Source organism: Paraburkholderia sp. GAS199, assembly GCF_050436585.1.
Classification (GTDB): Bacteria; Pseudomonadota; Gammaproteobacteria; order Burkholderiales; family Burkholderiaceae; genus Paraburkholderia.
The window spans coordinates 243,286-260,161 of the sequence record NZ_JBNDMM010000003.1 but is presented as its reverse complement, the minus strand read 5'-3'; the positions used below and the strand labels follow the sequence as shown (position 1 = coordinate 260,161).

Below are 16,876 nucleotides of genomic sequence, written 5' to 3'. Positions count from 1 at the left end.
CGTTCTCTCTTTGACACAGTCAGCAGGAGACGTTCCGCACCGCCATCCGGTTTGTGCACCGAGCGCGCACGAAGCCGTGGCGGCCCGATCAGTTCGGCACGTTCACCGCGCCGTTCGCCACCGTGATCGCGTTCACGCCCGGACTCGCAGCGATAGCGGGCAGATTCGCCGCCGTCAAAGCGGGCGCCGCGCCCGCGGTGCCGCCACGCGGCGTGGTGTGGATCACTTGCGAGGGCGGCAACGGCGTGCCGCTCTTCAGATGACTCCACATCAGGTTGAGCGCCTGGATGTTGTAGTAATGCACCGGCACGAAACGCGTGTCGAATCCCGCCACACTCAGGAACGCGTCGAAATGCTGACCGTTCGTCACTTCGTAGAACGACAGCTTGCTGGCGCTGCCTTCAACGAGCGAGTTCATGCCGAGATAAGGACGCGACGCATGATTGATCGGCACCAGCGCATCCGCGCGACCCTGCACGATGATCGCCGGTTTGCCGTGCAGATTCGCGTTGACGCGAATGGCGTCGACGTTGGCGTTCAGCGTGCCGTTGGTCCATAACGCGCGCAGGCAGGCCGCGCCGGCGTAACTACCGTCGGCGGTGGCGAGCCGGTGATCGGCCGCGCCGGACGCGCCCGCGTTATAGACGAGGTTGATGCCGTTGGTGGGCGGCACGCCATTGCCGTTGCCGAACACCGTGAGCATCGGCGAGACCGCGGGTGTGACGCCCGCGGCGCCGGCCGCACTCGTCGTGCCGAAGCTGAAGTTGCACAGGTTGGCGGTGACGCTCGCCTGGGCGTACGCGTTCGCATAAGTTACCGCCACCGCCGGGACGGCCTGCGAATCCCACATCGGCGCGTGCAGCAGGTCGGAGTCGGTCTGATAGCCGTTCTGATGCAGCAAGGCGAGCGCGTTGGTGGCCTGCGTGGTCACGTCCCCGCCTGCAATCACGCCGGCGCTCGCGAGCGAAGCGCAGCGCGCCGTGCGAATCGCCGTGGTGGTGGCGCTCGGCAAGGCCGTCAGATACGGCGCGCCGGCCGCGGCCGGCGCCAGCGCGGCGCACGGTTGCAGGACATTGGCGAGGCTCATGTAGTCGGCCAGCGGCTTGCCGAACGCGCCCACCGCCACGCCGCCCTGCGCCACCGACACCTGGGCCGGCAACCGCAGATTGATCTGCGGTTCGCCGACCACGACCGCCGTGATCCACCCCGACGTGTCCTGTTCCGCCGCCGCGAGCGAGGCGCCGCCGCCGTTGCTCACCGAGGCCGCGATGGTGGTGATGCCGCCCGCGCTGTAGCGCACGGTGCGCGTGGTGCCGTCGAGCGTGCCGTACGAATCGTTGAGCGCCCAGTAGGCGAACTGGATCGCCTCCAGCGTGTCCTTGCCCCAGTCTTTCTCCGGATTCTGCTGCGAATGCGCGTGCTTGAACGCATAGCGGTTCGGGAAAGCCGCGTTGAACGTGGCGAGATCGCTCGTGCCCAGATTCGCGGTGAAGAGACTCGCCTTGCCTGCCGTGCCGGCGTCCTGCAAGGTGCCGTCGATCAGCGTGACCTGGTTGCTCGACAGTTCGTGTGCGCCGTTGCCGCTGCCTTTGTCGGTATAGGCCACGGCGCAGCCGTGTTTGAGGCCCCATTCGCCCGCCGCCGAGATCGCCCCGTACACGCCGCGCGATCCCGACGACGTTGCCGTGACGATGCACGGCTGATCCGGGTTGAAGCTGGTGGGAATCTGCACCAGCAGGCTGACGTTCTGTTTGCCGCTGCCGTCGTCGGCGAAGGCGAGGTATTCCTTGCCGGCGATCTTGCCTTCGCCGAGCGTGTCGTTGCCATTCACGTCGACATTCGGCCCCCAGTAACGCCCGTAGCCGCCGTTGGCCGTCATGTCGACCAGCGCGCGATAGTTCGACCAGATCGCCAGACGCCGGAGTTCGGCGGCGGTCGGCTGGGCCGCGTTGGCGATCGCCGGCGCGCTCGCCGAGGCGAGGCCGGTCTTGCCGAGGCCGGCGGTCAGCAGGTCGTCGGTATTGCCGTCGTAGGACTGGGTTTTTACTGCGCTCGTGACGAAGCTGGGCAGCACATTGGCCTGCGGCTTGGGCGGATTGTCGTGGTTGCCGCCATGGCAGGCCGCGAGGGCCATCGCACAGGCGGCGAGGCTCGCCGCTGCTGCCGGTCTGATCGGTGAAATCATCGTTGCCGTCTCCACTATTGTTTTATCGGTGGACTCGCTTCGCCCGCGAAGCTTGATGGCAAGTTTAGGAAAGGAATGTGTAAACGGCAGGGAATTTTTTTGCGGGCGCGGGGCGCCTTGCAGACGACCGCCCCAAACGAAAAAAGCCGGCGCGGCAGGAGCATCGCCCCTGCCGCGCCGGCCCGTCAGACACTTGCTTTATGCAGCCGCCGTCACCCGGCGCGGCGACACCAGCGACACCACGAAGCTCACCACGATGTTCGCAGCCAGCGCGATCAGGCCGATATACACCGGATAGACCGCGTCGCCCAGATGCAGCGCGTAGACCGGCTTGAGACCCTGGATGATCGCGAGGCTCGTGCCGATCGTGATACCCACCAGCCAGCCGAGGAACAGACCCGGCGTATTCAGACGACGCGTATAGAGCGTGAACACGATGGCCGGGAAGATCTGCAGAATCCACACGCCGCCCAGCAGTTGCAGGTCGATCGCGTACTGCGTCGGCAGGAACACGATGAACAGCAGCGCGCCGAACTTGACCACCAGCGACACGATCTTGGCCGTCGAGGCTTCCGCTTCCGGCGTGATGTTCGGCGAAACCAGCGGACGCCACAGGTTACGCGTGAACAGATTGGCCGCACCGATCGACATGATCGCGGCAGGCACCAGCGCGCTGATCGCGATAGCCGCGGCCGCGAAGCCGACGAACCACGACGGGAACAGCGTGTTGAACAGCGCCGGCACCATGTCGGACGCCGACTTCACGTGCACGCCGGCCGCGATCGCCATATAGCCGAGCAAGGCGATCAGGCCCAGCAGCAGCGTGTACGCCGGCAGGAAAATCGCGTTCTTGCGAACCGTATTCGCCGACGACGAAGACAGCACCGCCGTCATGGTGTGGGGGTACATGAACGCCGCCAGAGCCGACCCCAGCGCGAGCGAAGCGTACGCAGTGAATTGCGTCGGCTTCAGGATGATGCCGGTTGCGCCGCCCTTCGCCTTGAAGTACGTATCGGCCGCGTCGAACACGTGCGCGTAGCCGCCGAGCTTCGCCGGGATCAGCCAGACGGCCGCGATCACGACGATATAGATCATGATGTCCTTCACGAAGGCGATCATGGCCGGCGCCCGCAGGCCGCTTGCATACGTGTACAGCGCGAGAATCACGAAGGCGACGATCAGCGGCATTTCGCCCGTCACGCCCAGCCCCTTGATGACGACCTGCATGCCCACCAGTTGCAGCGCGATATACGGCATCGTCGCGACGATCCCGGTAATCGCGACAGCCGCCGGGAACCACTTGCCGCCGTATTCGCCCTGCACGTAGTCCGCAGCCGTGATGTGGTTTTTCGCATGCGCGATTTTCCACAGCTTCGGCATCACGGCGAACACGAACGGGTACACGATGATCGTGTACGGCAACGCGAAGAAGCCATAGGCGCCCACCGAATACACCAGCGCCGGCACGGCGATCACGGTGTACGCGGTATAGAAGTCACCGCCCACGAGGAACCACGAAATGACGGTGCCGAACTGGCGACCGCCGAGGCCCCACTCGTGCAGTTGCGTCAGGTCACCGCGTTTCCAGCGCGCGGCGAAAAAGCCGATCACGGTCACGAGCACGAAGAAGGCGATGAAGACCGTCATCGCAACCGGGTTCACGGGATTGATATCGCTCATTTGACACCTCGGTACACGACGTAAATCAGCAGCGAGGTCAACGGCACCCACAGAAACTGATACCAGTAGAAGAACGGAAAGCCCGCGAACGAAGGACGCGTGTCGTTATAGAACGGCAGCCACAACAGCGCGATGTACGGAATCAGCAGAATGAGCCAGAGCCATGAACGGCCGGCGGATGGGGAGGTCTCCACGAACTTCTCCTAAGTCTATTATTGAAACCGTGCGCCATGACTCGTGGTCACGCGCAAAAGGAACCGGCCAGACGATATTGGCCGGCACATTCGGAGTACGCTTCCCGGCGCGAGTCGGAATGCTCGAAAATTCATACGAATGGGCGATGACTCGATGAGAGTCCGGAGGAATGTCGTCTCCTGCCTGTTTATATGAATGTCCGGTAGGCCCGGCTTGCGCGACCTTGCAAGGCAAGGCGCAAGCGGCCGGAAGGCGCGGTATGCCGTGGGGATGTAGTATTCGCCTTCGTGAGCGACCTTACAAGCGCGCAACTACGTAAGCCGGCTACGTAATACCACGTAGCCCGCCGGCGGTTCTGTCACCGATGAAACTCAAAGCCAAGATCATTCTGCTGGCGATCGTGCCGTTCCTCGCGGCCATCGCCAGCATCGAAACCGGCGTGCGCCAGCAGGCCACCTCGCTCGCGCAAACGCAGCATGCGACCACCCAGGCCGCGTACATGGCGAGCAAGGAGATCGAACTCAAGCACTACGTGGAACTCGCCACCACGGCCATCGCGCCGCTTTACGAAGCGAGCGGCCAGAACGCGCGCGACGACGAATTGCTGCGCACCCGCGCGCTCGACGTGCTGCAAAAAATGGACTTCGGTCCCGACGGCTATTTCTTCGTCTACGACATGCACGGCCGTACCCTCATGCATCCGCGCGAGCCCGATCTGGTGGGCCGCGATCTGTGGTCGCTGCGCGACTCGCAAGGCGCACCGACCATCCAGCAGCTGCTGGCCGCGGCGTCGCACGGCGGCGGATACGTGCGCTACGAATGGCATCGGCCGTCCACCGGCAAGGTGACGTCGAAACTCGGCTACGTGGTGCCGCTTCAGCGCTGGGGCTGGATGATCGGCACCGGCATCTATCTCGACGACATCGACACGACGCTCGCGCACATCGACCAGGGCGCGGCCGCCAACATCGACCGCACCATGAAATGGATCGACACGATCGCGCTGACCGGCCTCGCCGTCATCGCGTTGTGCGCGCTGGTGCTCAACGTCACCGAATATCGCAGCGCCGACGCGAAACTCAAGCGTCTTGCGCAGCAGGTGGTCGAGTCGCAGGAAAACGAGCGCGCGCGGCTCTCGCGCGAGTTGCACGACGGCATCAGCCAGATGATGGTGTCCGCCAAGCTGCTGCTCGAATCGGCGCTCGCGCGCTTCGAGCGCGGCGCGGTGCGCGAGCCCGCCGCCGAGGCCGCGCTGTCCACCGGTCTCACGCGCCTCGCCGACACCTTGCGCGAAGTGCGGCGCATTTCGCACGCACTGCGCCCGTCGATGCTCGACGATCTCGGCGTGGCGGCGGCGCTCGAACAGCTCACGCGCGAAATGAGCGACGAGTCCGGCATCGAAATCGGCTTCACGCAGATCGCTCACACGCATGCACCCGTACTGCCCGATGCCGTGAATACCGTTCTGTTCCGGATCGCGCAGGAAGCGCTGAGCAATATCGTGCGGCACGCGCAGGCCTCGAACGCGGCGCTTTCGCTGGAAGTGTCGACCGAGGCCGTCACGCTCACCGTCTCCGACAACGGCCGCGGCTTCGATCTCGCGCATGCGTTTGCCGGGCCGCGCGCGGGCATCGGTCTGCGCAACATGCGCGAACGTCTGGAGGCGCTGGGCGGCCGACTGTCGCTCAGTTCGCAAACTGGCCATACGATCGTTACGGCGCGTGTGCCGCTCGGCGCGCACGCGGCTCAAACCCCTGCCTTGCAGGAAACCTGAAAAATGAACGACATGTCACAGGACATTGCCCGTCTGATTCTCGTCGACGATCATCCGCTGGTACGCGACGGTCTGCGTGCGCGGCTCGAAGCGGTGCGCAACATCGAAATCGTCGGCGAGGCGGGCAATGCGCAGGAAGCGCTGGCGCTGGCACAAAGTCAGGAGCCGCATCTGGTGCTGATGGATGTCGGCATGAACGGGATGAACGGAATTGCGCTCGCCGGCATGTTTCACGAACGCTTCCCGGCGATTCGTGTGCTCATGCTGTCCATGCACGACAACCTCGAATACGTCACCCAGTCTGTGCGTGCCGGCGCGAGCGGCTATGTGCTGAAAGATTCGCCGGCCACCGAGATCATTCAGGCCATCGGCGCGGTGCTCGAAGGCAATACGTTTTTCAGCGCGGGACTCGGCGCGCGACTGATTCAGGCGTCGGCCACGCAATCGCCGGTCGAGCGGCTCACGCCGCGCGAGCGCGACATTCTCGACGCGCTCGCGGAAGGACTCTCCAGCAAGCAGATCGCGCAGCGCAACGACCTTTCCGTGCGCACGGTGGAAACGCACCGCCTGAACCTGAAACGCAAACTCGACCTGCAAGGCCAGGCCGAGTTGATCAAATTCGCCGTGGAAAACCGGCGCAAGCGGCAGTAGATTGCGGCTTGGGGCGCCGGCCGCCGACCGCCCGCCGGATTAGTCCGGCAGAGGTTCGAGCGAACGCGGTTCGTGCATCGGGCAGCCGTTGTGCTGACCACGAAACCCCGACGACATCTCGTACGCCGGTTTGCGCGAGCGCATGATGCCGCCCAACGGACGATGCGCGCTCAGGCCGTGCCAAGGGCTGAACGCCAGCTGGTCGTCCACCACTTCGGCACGCGCGTCGGTCCATGCCGGCTGCGGGCTCACCGTGATGCGCGCCACCGTCACGTACGGACTTTCGTCTTCCGGCCATTTCACCGAGGCATCTTCGATCGGCATGCGTTCGAGATTCGTGGCGAGCTGCACACGCACTTCCCACTGCGCGCCCTGCGTGGCGAAGAATTCGTTGACGGCATCGCGCAGACCGTTCGGCTTGCCGTTCATGTCGAGCGGTGCATGGGTCAACGCGGTCAACTCCGGCGACACCGGCGCAACGCTCAGCTTCGCGTAATACGGACCGTAGAGAAACGGCACGCAGGTGTAGAACGTCTCGCCCAGAATGTGCGTTTCCGGATGACCACCCAGACTTTTGAGCGCACCGCTTTCTCCGCCGAGCGCCTCGACCGCCGCTTCGGCGCCGCGCAATACCGCCGATAAAGCCTTCTTGAGTCCCGGCGCCTTATCGGTCGTCTTTGCCAGCAGCTTCAAGGTGCCCAGAAATTTTTTCGGCGTCGCCACGGTGAAGGCAGGCGCATTCACCATCACGAAGTCTTGCGTCACCTGTCCTTCGCTGCCGGGCAAACGCTCGCCCTCTACGCCGATCATCTTCAGCGCGAGACCGCGCGGCGTCGACACGCTGTCGTCGAGAATATCGCCGGGATTCGTGGATAAACGCAGCACCACCGGAAACGTACCCGCGCGCGCGAATGCGCCCTGCGCCAAGGCGGGCGGCAGATTGTCCAGCACCTGAAGTTCGCCTTGCAGAAGACCATGACTTTTCGCGTGAACGCCGCGCACGGCGTGCCCATAGTCCTTGTACGTCGTTTCAATAATGCTGTGCAGCGTCTCGACCAGTTCGCGCGTGGTCTCGGCTTCGTCTTCGGGAATCTGTTCGAAAGAACGATCGAAGCGCAGCGGTTCGATGGTCAGTGGATCGGTCATGGTGGTCTCCAGAAAGGCGTCGGACGCCGCGGACGCGGCGCAATGCCTTAACGGACAGCAAGGGGTGTTCCCGCGAATGCCGACGGCCACTGAAACTGCCCACACCGTCGAGCGCCCGCGCCATACAGCGCAAATTCGCCGCATAATCCGGATAAGCGCCCAGGAGTTCACGCGGATGAAACCTTCGATGCCGTTGCGTCTGGCCGGCCTGCTGCTGTGTATCGCAGCGGCGCAAACGCCCGTTCACGCCGAAACGCCGCGCGTCAATCGCGGTCACGATCCGTTCGTCCAGATATCGAAGGCGATCGACGGATGCCCCGAACCGCTTGGTCCATTGGAGACGGAAAAGGAATGGCTGGACGACAGCCATTACCGCATCGAGCGCGGCAATAGCTGCTGGGTGGAAGGCCGCTGCCGTCTGTCGAACGCGTATCTGTACGACGCCGAGATTGCCGAGGCCGTTCAGCGCCGCCTCGCCAACATCAATTACGCGACGCATTGGCGCGAACAGACCTCGTTGTGGCTGATCCTGCAACGTCGCTTTATCTACGCGCAAGGTTGTGTGGCGCCGGGCTTCGACAAGGCAGGCTTTCTCGCCGAGCTGGCGAAAACCGCGGACGTCGAACGCGTGATCGACGACACCACGACGAATCCGCACGCGACGTCATTGCCCTATAAAACACAGGCCGATCCGGACCGGCCGGTGATCGATCCAGGCAATTGACGGGCGGCGGCGCTCATGCGGTACTTCCGTGACGCCTCGCATCCAATGCGCGCTACTGCGCCCCCGGCTGGGCCTCGCCGCTCTCGCTATTTTCCCGGATGATCCTCGCGATCAACACATCCGCCTCGCGCGACACGTTGTCGTGCACGCGCGTGCTCTGGGTCGCGACGGCCGTATCGTTGCCGATCAGATGACCGCCCCGCTCGTGTGTATCCACCGACACCTGCATCGACAGACCGAGCCGCAGCGGATGCGCCGCGAGATCGGCGGGGTCGAGCGAAATCACGATGGGCACGCGCTGCACGACCTTGATCCAGTTGCCCGCCGCATTCTGCGAAGGCAGCATCGAAAAAGCGCTGCCTGTCCCCGCCGAAAAGCCCTCCACCTTGCCGTGATACGTCACCTGCGAGCCATACACGTCCGACACGATACGCACGGGCTGCCCCACGCGCATGCTGCGAATCTGCCCTTCCTTGAAATTCGCTTCGACCCATAGACGTTCGAGCGGAACGATCGACATCAGCGCGAGCCCCGGTCCGACCTGCTGGCCGATCTGCACCGAGCGCTGCCCCACCGTGCCTTCGACTGGCGAGACGATCGTGGTGCGCTGAAGGTTGCGATAAGCGAGCCGCAATTGCGCCGCCGCCTGCAAGACGGGCGGACTCGCTTCGATCGCGAACTTGCCGCCGAGCGCGCGCGCCGCGTCGAGTTGAACTTGCGCCGACGCCAGATTGGCCTGAGCGACGGCCACCGTTTCGCGCGCATGCGCCAGTTCTTCGGGCGACACGACTTCCACGGAGGCGTGATCGCGCGCCGCCAGCGCGCGCTGTGCGAGCGCGAGTTCGGCGCGGCGCGCGTCGATGGCCTGCACGTAGAGCTTGCGCGAGATGGTTGCGTTCGCCACCTGCCGCACGGCCAGCGTGAGTTGCGCGCGGGACTGCGCGAAGGCAGCGGCAGCTTCGGCGTCGTCGAGTTTGACGAGCGGCTGACCAGCCTTCACCTGGCGTGTGTTGTCCACGAGAATATCGGTGACGGTGCCCGGAATCTGCGCGGCGATCTGCACGATGTTGCCGGCCACGTAGGCGTCGTCGGTTTCTTCGACGAAGCGCGCGCTGACCGTCCACCACGCGAGCCAGGCTGCTCCACCAAGCGCGGCCACGCCGAAAAACATCGCGAAGCGACGCTTGCGCGCGCTGCGTCTGAGCGCGTGGGCGGCGTCCGCCGCGCCCGTCGCGGCCATCTGTTCCTCGGTCCAGCCGGCGGCACGATGTGCCTCTTTGTCGTTATGCATTCGGTCGTTGTGCGGTCAGTCGAAGTGCGTGTCGGTAATGCGCGCGTGAGACATGAAAGAACTCGTGTAGTGCGTGAGCGGCGCGCCGCTCACCTTGCGCTCGTCGAAGCCGCCGCCCAATGCGCCCACCAGCGCGACCTGCAGCAGCCGGCGGCGTCCTTGCAGATCGATCTGCTGCGCGCGCTCGTCGAGCAGCGAAAGATCGGCGAGCGTCACGTCTTTCTGCATGCCGATGCCGCGCCGGTGCCGTTCTTCGGCAATCGCGACGATGCGGGTAGCCGCGTCCACCGCGCGATTCTGCTCGGACGTCAGCGTGTCCACGGTGCGCAGCGAGGTCAGCTGACGCGCGACTTCGCCGAGCGCCTGGTCCACGGTCTTGTTGTAGAGGCTCACGGCCGCGTCGACGTTGGCGTAATCGCCGCCGAGTTGCGCGCGCAAACGCGTGCGATCGAACACCGGCAAGGAAATCGCCGGGCCGATCGAGCCGGTCATGGCCGCTCGCGTGAACAGCGCGGCAGGCGTCAAGGCGGTCAAACCGGCGAAGGCCACGAGATTGACGTCCGGATAAAACTGCGCGCGCGTCGCGTCGATGTTCGCGAGCGCGGCCTCGGCGCGCAAACGCGCCGCCACGATGTCGGGACGGCGGCCCAGCAGATCGACCGGCAGTTGCGCGGGCATCGGCGTGTCGGCGGCCGCAGTCATTTGCGGCCGGTGCAGCGACAGTCCACGCTCCGGACCGCGTCCCGTCATCACGCCGATCTGCAATTCGGTCAGGCTGATGCGCTCGTCGTTCTGCGCCTGTTGCGAGGCGAGGCGGCTCTGCTTGAGCGTGGCATCGGCGGCATCGTATGCGTTGTCGAGACCACGCGCGCTGCGCTCGCGCAGCACGGCGTCGACCTGCTGCGCGGCGAGTTGTTTCTGCCGCAGAATGTCGCGCATCGCGAATGCGCGATCGAGTTCGCAGTAGAGCGTGACCATCGCCACCGTGAGCGTGAGGCGCGCCTGCTCGGCGTCGATTCTGGCCGCGTCTCGCGTGGAGAGCAGGCCGCGCGTCAGGGCGGCATTCTTGCCCCACAGATCGAGTTGATAGCTCAAGCCCGCGAACAGCGCGGCCGGCGACACCGTCGGGTCGTTGAAGACCTGCACGGGAATCTGCTGGCCACCCACCGATACGTTGGCCACGTCCGCGGGTTGCGGCAAACGCGTCTTGCTGATCGTCGCGGCCGCCGTGCCGGTGAGACCGGTCAGGGAAGCGAACTGTTCGAGTTGCGCCTGCGCCGCCCCCACCCGCGCACCGGCTATCTGCAAATCGGGGTTGTTCTGCAAGGCCTCGGTCACCAGTTCGTCGAGTTGGGCATCGCGGTACTGCCTGACCCAATCCGGCGCGGGCCACACGCCGTTGGCATTCGGACCAGCGCTCTGCGCGAGCGCATCCGCCGCGGGTTTGCGCGGCTGCACATTGGCATGCAAACCTGCGTCGCTGACACAACCCGCGAGCAGCAAAGCCGGCAACGCGACGAACAGCGATGCGAACATCGCTGCAAACCCAGGCAAGAAACCGCTACGGCGGCTGAACAATCGCATCGACATCCTCATGAATGGTGCACGCGGGCCACGGTATTGCTGCTCGCGGCGGCGTTCGACGCTTTCTCGCGCGCGGCTCGCACCACTTTCTCGGCGAAGCGCGGCCGCGTCTGTGCCAGCGGTCCCATGCGTCCGAACATACCGTCGAACACGCCCAGCGCAATCGCGCCGAGTTTGCCGAGTTTGTCTTTCTCCAGCAGAACGATCTGCACGATCTGCCATAAGGTCAGCACGTTCGGCACGACCGCGACCGGCAAACGCAGCCCGTATTGCAGCGCGATCTGCATGGCGTTGCGCGCACTGTAGTAGCGGCGAAAGCCGGGATGATTCATGCTGGTCAATTCGAAAGGACCCAGCGCGTGACGACGCCGCGCGCCGATCCGGTGCGGCAGGATGAGCGAAGGCACGAGATAGATCGGCACGTTGCACAGCAGCGCGCGCAGGCAATACTCGGTATCGACGTGGTCGATGAAGAGCGACTCGTCGAAGCGCCCGAGCCGCGCGTAAGCTTCACGCGAAATCACGCTGCCGGAAGAAATCAGGAATGCGCAGCGCTGAACGTTGGCGTCGGCTCTGAGCGCGAGGCGTTCGACACCCAGGCCGCTCGTCGTCAGTTCCGGCAGAAACCGCCGATCGTTTTCGTCGAAGATGCGCGGGCCGGCCATGAACGCCGTGCCGCCGAGCGACGCACAGCGGTCGCGCATCACGTCGAAATAGCCCGGCGGCACGTCGGAATCCTGGTCGAACAGCGCGACGGCCGCCGCGCCCTGCGCAAAAAGCGCGTCCAGTCCCGCGTTGAAGGCGCCGGCAATGCCGTGCCGGTTGCCGTGGTGCAGCACGGCAACGCCCGCGTCGGTCAGCCATGCCGCCGCCTCGCTATCGGGCCGTGGAGAATTGTCGACCACCAGCAGACGGTCGCATTCGGCGTTCATCGACACGACGCGCTGCAATTGCGCCTCGCTCGGATGAAACAGGACAATCAGCGCGCCCAGTGTCGTCATGGCAGTTCTCTCAGTGACCCAGTGTCATTGCGGCGCCGCGCTTCGGGCGGGTCAACCACATCATGGCGGCGAGCACGAGGCAGGTGAGGCTCGCCATGTAGAACATGTCGCCGGTCGCCATCATGTAAGCCTGTTGCTGCACGATGTGATGCAGGGCGGCGAGTTCGCGCGCGCCGTCGATGCCCATGCCGTGCAGCGTCTGCACGAAACGCTGCGTATTGCCGGACGATTTCGTCACCGATTGCGCGACCACGTCGTAGTGATACAGCGCACGGTTGTCCCAGAGCGTCACGCTCATCGCGGTCCCGAATGCCGCCGACAGCGTGCGCAGGAAGTTCGACAGGCTCGATGCGGCGGCGAGTTTGTCGTCGGACACGCGCGACAGCGTGGCGGCCGTGAGCGGAATGAAAAAGCACGGCAGGCCGATGCCCTGAATCAGGCCGGGCGTGATGATCTGCGTGAAGGTCATGGTCAGCGTGAAATGCCCGTCCCACCACAGCACGCCGGCAAAGATCAGAAACCCGAAAGTGGCCAGCACGCGCGCGTCGAAACGCGCCGAAAAAATGCCGACCAGAATCGAGAACACCAGCGCGAGCACACCGAGCGGCGCCGTGGCGAGACCCGCCTGATACGCCGTATAGCCCATCACGGCTTGCAGCCACAACGGAAAGATCACGCCCACGACGGAGAAGCTCATCATGCCGAGCGACACGATCAGCACGCAGAACGAAAACGTGCGGTCGCGAAAGAGGCTCAGATCGATCACGGGATGCTTTTCGCCGAGTTCCCAGATCAGCAGCGAGACGATTGCCAGCGCGGCGACGATGGCGAGCGTCAGAATCAGCGGCGAGTCGAACCAGCCGCGTTCGTGGCCGAGATCGAGCACGGCTTGCAGCGAACCCACGCCGATCACGAGCAGCACGATGCCGGGCAAATCCACGGGCGCGGCGTCGGCGGTCCGGGCGGCTTTCACATCACGCCGCAGCAGGCTCAGGCACACCGCGAACGAGAAGATGCCGATCGGCAGATTGATCAGAAAGATCCACGGCCACGAATAGCTGTCGATGATCCAGCCGCCCACGACCGGCCCGAAAATCGGCGCGAGCAAGACGGTCATGGCCCATAGCGCGAGTGCCACGACACGCTTCTCCGGTGGAAAGGTGCGCAGCAGAATGGTTTGCGACAACGGCACCATCGGTCCGGAAAAAAGGCCTTGCAAAGCGCGGCACACCACCAGCAGATGAAAATCGCCCGCGATGCCGCACAACAACGAGGTCAGCGTGAACAGAATCACCGCGGCGAGAAACAGCCGCGTTTCGCCGAGGCGCCGCGAAAGCCAGCCCGTCAGCGGCACGGCAATCGCGGCGGCCACGGAATAGGAACTGATGACCCATGTGCCCTGACTGTTCGACACGCCGAGGCCGCCTGAAATGGCCGGCACGGCGACGTTGGTGACGGTCGAGTCCAGCACTTCGATGAAGGTGGCGAGCGATAACGCAAACGTCAGCAACGCCAGGCGCGCGCCACGTATGCCGTATGCGCCGGCATCGCGCGTCGACCCCGACTGCTCGCGCAGCGGCGTTGCCGCGGTCATGCGTTGCGCCCGCTGAGCGCGAGTGTCGATGTGGACATTGGCACTGCATTCGAAGCCGGCGAAACCGCGCCGCTATCCGTGCGCATACGCGAATCCGCCCGCATGAAGCTCTCGATGTAACGCGCGGCGACTTCGCTGCCGTCCGGGGACGCCGCGATGCGGTCGTGCACGCGCAGGCATTGCGTCGCGATCGACGGGCTGCCGAGCACCTGCTTCAGCGCGCGCGTCAGCCGGCGCGCTTCGATGGGTCCGTCGAGCCGCACGCCGCATCCGCTTGCCACGACCCGCTGGGCGTTATCGAACTGATCGTGCGCGAATGGCGTCACCACTTGAGGCGTGCCGGCGGCATAAGCCAGCGCCGCCGTGCCGACGCCGCCGTGATGCACCAGCGCGCGGCACCGCGGCAACAGCGCACGCAACGGAACGTAGCGGCGCTCCAGCAAGACATCCGAAACATGGGATGCAATCGACCCGGCAGCGGCCGCATCCGGCCGCAACAGAATGCCGCGCGCGCCGCTCGCCCGCAGCGTGGCGCTCACCACCTGCGCGTAGTGCGCCTGGTCGATCAAGGTCGAGCCTGCCGTGAAGACCACGGGCCGTTCACCGGCGGCGAGAAATGCGTCGAGTTGAGTATCCGGCTCGTCGGGCAGCGCGTCGTTGAACAGCGGAAAACCGCTCATGCGATGCGGCGTGGGCCAGTCGGCTTGCGGTTGTGCAAACCAGTCCGGGAAAAGGCACAGCACGCCGTCGGTCGAGTGCAGCCAGTTGCCGAAAATGCGCGTGGCAGGCGCGAGTCCCAGTTCCGCGCGCAGAGCGTTCAGCGCGGGACCGCAAACTGTGTCGAGCGCGTGCCGCTCGATCAATTGCATCAACGCCTTTTTCAACGCGAGCGGCAAGGCGCGCGGAATCGTCAGCCGGGGATGAGTCGGCGGCGCGTGCGCCGAGAGCAGCGTGGACGGCGACACCTGCACCGACACGAACGGCACGCCCTGCAACTCCTGCATCAGCCGCGCGGAAAACGCCCATAGCGTCCCCACCAGCACCGTATCGGACGTGGTCAGCGAGCGCAGCGTGTCGAAATGGCTGCGCAAAGTGGGCGCGATGACGGCCCACAAAGTGCGAAACGACGTGCGCGGATGCCAGAGCGCCGGATTCGCCATGGCCTGCGCGTACTCCTCGGCCGAGCCGATCGGCACGAACGCGAAACCGCGACGCGTGACGGCGTCGGCGAATGGCGCGTGCGTGCAGAATACGATTTCGTGTCCGCGTTCGGCCAGCGCGGCACCGATGCCAAGCAAGGGATGGACGTCGCCCGCCGAGCCGATCGCAGTGATGATGACTCTCGTCATGCGAGGCGCCCTAGAAAAGGCCGGGGATCAGCGCGGCCACGTCGCGCCGGTATTGCGAATAGGCGCGGCCGAAATGCCCCGTCAGCCAGCTTTCCTCTACACGCACCTTGTAGGCGAGCGACGCGAAGATCAGCAGCAGACCAAGTGCGCCACGCCACTCCGCGCCGATCACGGCAGCGCCCGCGAGCGCCAGCAGGCAGCCGGTGTAGATCGGATGGCGCACGAGTCCGTAGGGGCCGCTGCGCACCAGTTCATGGTCTTCTTTCAACGTGACCGACACGCTCCAGTTGGTGCCCAGATGCAGCCGCGCCCACACGGAGAACGCGAGGCCCGCGAGCAACACCGCGAGTCCCACGCACTGCAGTGCGCCGAATGCATGCGGATCGAAGGACCACGCCGCGCGATCGAGATCGGGCACGATGATCAGCGCACCGCCGCCGATCAGCGGAATGGACTGCAAGGTGCGCGATAACGACGCTTCCTTGCGCGCGGTTTCCTTCACCCGATTCGACGTGGCGATCCAGTACAGCAGCCACACGGTCCACGGTACGACGATGGCGAGACTCTGAGCAATGTTCACGGTAGTTCGACCTGTTGGAGCGAGTGTTCGGCAGCCTGCAGCGCGGCATGCGGCACGGGAGAATGGGAGGCGCAGTCGGTTGCGGCGTCGAAACGTTCGAGCGCGCGCACGGCTTGCGCGGCCGGCGAGCAGCTCGCCTGAATCGCGGCAGAACCGGCTTCATGACGTGCCGGTGCCGCGTCGAAATAGTCGAGGATCGCGCTGCGTACCTGGCGCAGCGCGGCACGCCCTTCCAGATCGAGGAAATGGCCGGCCTGTTCGATGGTCGCGAACTCGGCGCGCTTCAGATGCTGGCCGAGCGAACGCACGTCGGCAGGCGTGGTGTACTCGTCCAGATCGCCGTTGATGAACTTCAGCCCGCAGTCGATATGGCGGAATTCATGCAGGTACTGCTCGGGGCGAATCGCCAGAATCTGGTCGACGTGAAACGCCACCTGATGCTGCTCGTCGCGCGGCAAGGTGGAAAGATAGCGATAGTTGTAGAGCTTCATGATGCGCGGCAAATGACAGCCCACGGTGTCGTTGAGCAGTTGCGCGGCTTTCAGGTTTTCGCCCGCGGCAATGTAGTCGCGCGCGGCGGTCACGTAAGCGGTCATCGGCTCGTTGAGCAGCGGCGAGAACGATGCGATCACCGCGCGCCGCACACTCGTGCGCGCCCGCGACAATGCAAGCAGCGACGCTACGCCGCCCCACGACACCGACAAAAGGAAGCCCGGTTCGAATAAACCGATGAGATATAAAAGAATATCGACTTCATCGTCTTTAGTGAGAATGAAGCCGTGCTCATTATGCATTTTCGATTGGCCCGCATAGGGCAAATCGAAGCAGATGGGGTTATAGCGCTCGCCGAGGTATTTGATTGTCTGTCCGAACGACGCCGTTGTGGCTAACGCGCCGTTGATCAGAATGACACTCTCGAAGGACGGATCGAATACGTGACGTTCCACGTAGACTTTCAGCCCCGCTGGTAGCGGAACGAGGAGTTTTTCGATGGGCATGGCGTATTCGCATGCACTTGCGCGTAGCAAATGCGTACCGATACCGCGCCCGCTCGAGCGGACGCATGGCGGCCGTAACACCGTGGACCAGGCCCATGCGATCTGCCTTTACGCCGGCAGATCC

General features: G+C 64.7%; 13 protein-coding genes and 1 pseudogene. 3 read left to right on the top strand and 11 right to left on the bottom strand.

Annotation, left to right across the window (positions count from 1 at the left end):
- Positions 1-88 precede the first annotated feature (88 nt).
- The 3 genes from P3T18_RS12810 to P3T18_RS12800 form a co-directional block, all read right to left on the bottom strand.
- Positions 89-2,185 carry a D-(-)-3-hydroxybutyrate oligomer hydrolase gene (locus P3T18_RS12810; protein ID WP_429300295.1) on the bottom strand — a complete coding sequence of 699 codons (2,097 nt, stop codon included), beginning with the start codon at positions 2,183-2,185 and terminating at the stop codon, positions 89-91.
- A gap of 198 nt (positions 2,186-2,383) precedes the next feature.
- Positions 2,384-3,865: a monocarboxylate uptake permease MctP gene (gene mctP / locus P3T18_RS12805; protein ID WP_429300294.1), complete on the bottom strand. Its 1,482-nt coding sequence runs from the start codon at positions 3,863-3,865 to the stop codon at positions 2,384-2,386.
- Complete coding sequence (locus P3T18_RS12800; protein ID WP_074286653.1) at positions 3,862-4,059, bottom strand: DUF3311 domain-containing protein; 198 nt, start codon at positions 4,057-4,059, stop codon at positions 3,862-3,864. The genes mctP and P3T18_RS12800 overlap by 4 nt, the downstream gene beginning before the upstream one ends.
- Before the next feature lie 365 nt (positions 4,060-4,424).
- On the opposite strand from P3T18_RS12800, the gene P3T18_RS12795 reads away from it, so the two are divergent.
- Both P3T18_RS12795 and P3T18_RS12790 read left to right on the top strand, forming a co-directional pair.
- A complete protein-coding gene (locus P3T18_RS12795; protein ID WP_429300293.1) occupies positions 4,425-5,834 on the top strand; it encodes a cache domain-containing protein in 1,410 nt (469 codons plus the stop codon).
- Positions 5,835-5,837: 3 nt separating this feature from the next.
- Positions 5,838-6,485 carry a response regulator gene (locus P3T18_RS12790; RefSeq protein ID WP_429300292.1) on the top strand — a complete coding sequence of 216 codons (648 nt, stop codon included), beginning with the start codon at positions 5,838-5,840 and terminating at the stop codon, positions 6,483-6,485.
- Between the two features lie 39 nt (positions 6,486-6,524).
- On the opposite strand, the gene P3T18_RS12785 is transcribed toward P3T18_RS12790, so the two are convergent.
- Entirely contained in the window at positions 6,525-7,631 is a 1,107-nt protein-coding gene (locus tag P3T18_RS12785) for a catalase family protein (RefSeq protein WP_429300291.1), read from the bottom strand.
- 175 nt (positions 7,632-7,806) lie between these two features.
- On the opposite strand from P3T18_RS12785, the gene P3T18_RS12780 reads away from it, so the two are divergent.
- Complete coding sequence (locus P3T18_RS12780) at positions 7,807-8,355, top strand: hypothetical protein (protein ID WP_429300290.1); 549 nt, start codon at positions 7,807-7,809, stop codon at positions 8,353-8,355.
- A gap of 52 nt (positions 8,356-8,407) precedes the next feature.
- On the opposite strand, the gene P3T18_RS12775 is transcribed toward P3T18_RS12780, so the two are convergent.
- The 7 genes and pseudogenes from P3T18_RS12775 to P3T18_RS12745 all read right to left on the bottom strand — a co-directional run.
- A complete protein-coding gene (locus P3T18_RS12775; protein ID WP_429301082.1) occupies positions 8,408-9,595 on the bottom strand; it encodes an HlyD family efflux transporter periplasmic adaptor subunit in 1,188 nt (395 codons plus the stop codon).
- 66 nt (positions 9,596-9,661) lie between these two features.
- Positions 9,662-11,182 (bottom strand): efflux transporter outer membrane subunit, encoded by a 1,521-nt coding sequence (locus P3T18_RS12770; protein WP_429301081.1) that lies wholly within the window; start codon positions 11,180-11,182, stop codon positions 9,662-9,664.
- 56 nt (positions 11,183-11,238) lie between these two features.
- A complete protein-coding gene (locus tag P3T18_RS12765) occupies positions 11,239-12,231 on the bottom strand; it encodes a glycosyltransferase family 2 protein (protein ID WP_429300289.1) in 993 nt (330 codons plus the stop codon).
- Between the two features lie 10 nt (positions 12,232-12,241).
- The gene (locus P3T18_RS12760) at positions 12,242-13,825 is read right to left on the bottom strand and encodes a DHA2 family efflux MFS transporter permease subunit (RefSeq protein ID WP_429300288.1); all 1,584 of its coding nucleotides are present in this window, start codon (positions 13,823-13,825) and stop codon (positions 12,242-12,244) included.
- On the bottom strand, positions 13,822-15,174 hold the full coding sequence (locus P3T18_RS12755) for a glycosyltransferase (protein ID WP_429300287.1): 1,353 nt from the start codon (positions 15,172-15,174) through the stop codon (positions 13,822-13,824). Before P3T18_RS12755 ends, P3T18_RS12760 begins: the two co-directional genes overlap by 4 nt.
- Before the next feature lie 10 nt (positions 15,175-15,184).
- Positions 15,185-15,754, bottom strand: coding sequence for a methyltransferase family protein (locus tag P3T18_RS12750; RefSeq protein ID WP_429300286.1), 570 nt, complete (start codon positions 15,752-15,754; stop codon positions 15,185-15,187).
- Between the two features lie 155 nt (positions 15,755-15,909).
- Positions 15,910-16,752 (bottom strand): annotated as a pseudogene (locus tag P3T18_RS12745) (alpha/beta fold hydrolase); the annotation flags it as partial.
- Positions 16,753-16,876 lie beyond the last annotated feature (124 nt).

Coding starts and splice junctions, on each gene's coding strand:
- P3T18_RS12810 (WP_429300295.1), bottom strand. CDS start 2,185: ATGATTTCACCGATCAGACCGGCAGCAGCGGCGAGCCTCGCCGCCTGT.
- mctP (WP_429300294.1), bottom strand. CDS start 3,865: ATGAGCGATATCAATCCCGTGAACCCGGTTGCGATGACGGTCTTCATC.
- P3T18_RS12795 (WP_429300293.1), top strand. CDS start 4,425: ATGAAACTCAAAGCCAAGATCATTCTGCTGGCGATCGTGCCGTTCCTC.
- P3T18_RS12790 (WP_429300292.1), top strand. CDS start 5,838: ATGAACGACATGTCACAGGACATTGCCCGTCTGATTCTCGTCGACGAT.
- P3T18_RS12785 (WP_429300291.1), bottom strand. CDS start 7,631: ATGACCGATCCACTGACCATCGAACCGCTGCGCTTCGATCGTTCTTTC.
- P3T18_RS12780 (WP_429300290.1), top strand. CDS start 7,807: ATGAAACCTTCGATGCCGTTGCGTCTGGCCGGCCTGCTGCTGTGTATC.
- P3T18_RS12775 (WP_429301082.1), bottom strand. CDS start 9,595: ATGGCCGCGACGGGCGCGGCGGACGCCGCCCACGCGCTCAGACGCAGC.
- P3T18_RS12770 (WP_429301081.1), bottom strand. CDS start 11,182: ATGTTCGCATCGCTGTTCGTCGCGTTGCCGGCTTTGCTGCTCGCGGGT.
- P3T18_RS12765 (WP_429300289.1), bottom strand. CDS start 12,231: ATGACGACACTGGGCGCGCTGATTGTCCTGTTTCATCCGAGCGAGGCG.
- P3T18_RS12760 (WP_429300288.1), bottom strand. CDS start 13,825: ATGACCGCGGCAACGCCGCTGCGCGAGCAGTCGGGGTCGACGCGCGAT.
- P3T18_RS12755 (WP_429300287.1), bottom strand. CDS start 15,174: ATGACGAGAGTCATCATCACTGCGATCGGCTCGGCGGGCGACGTCCAT.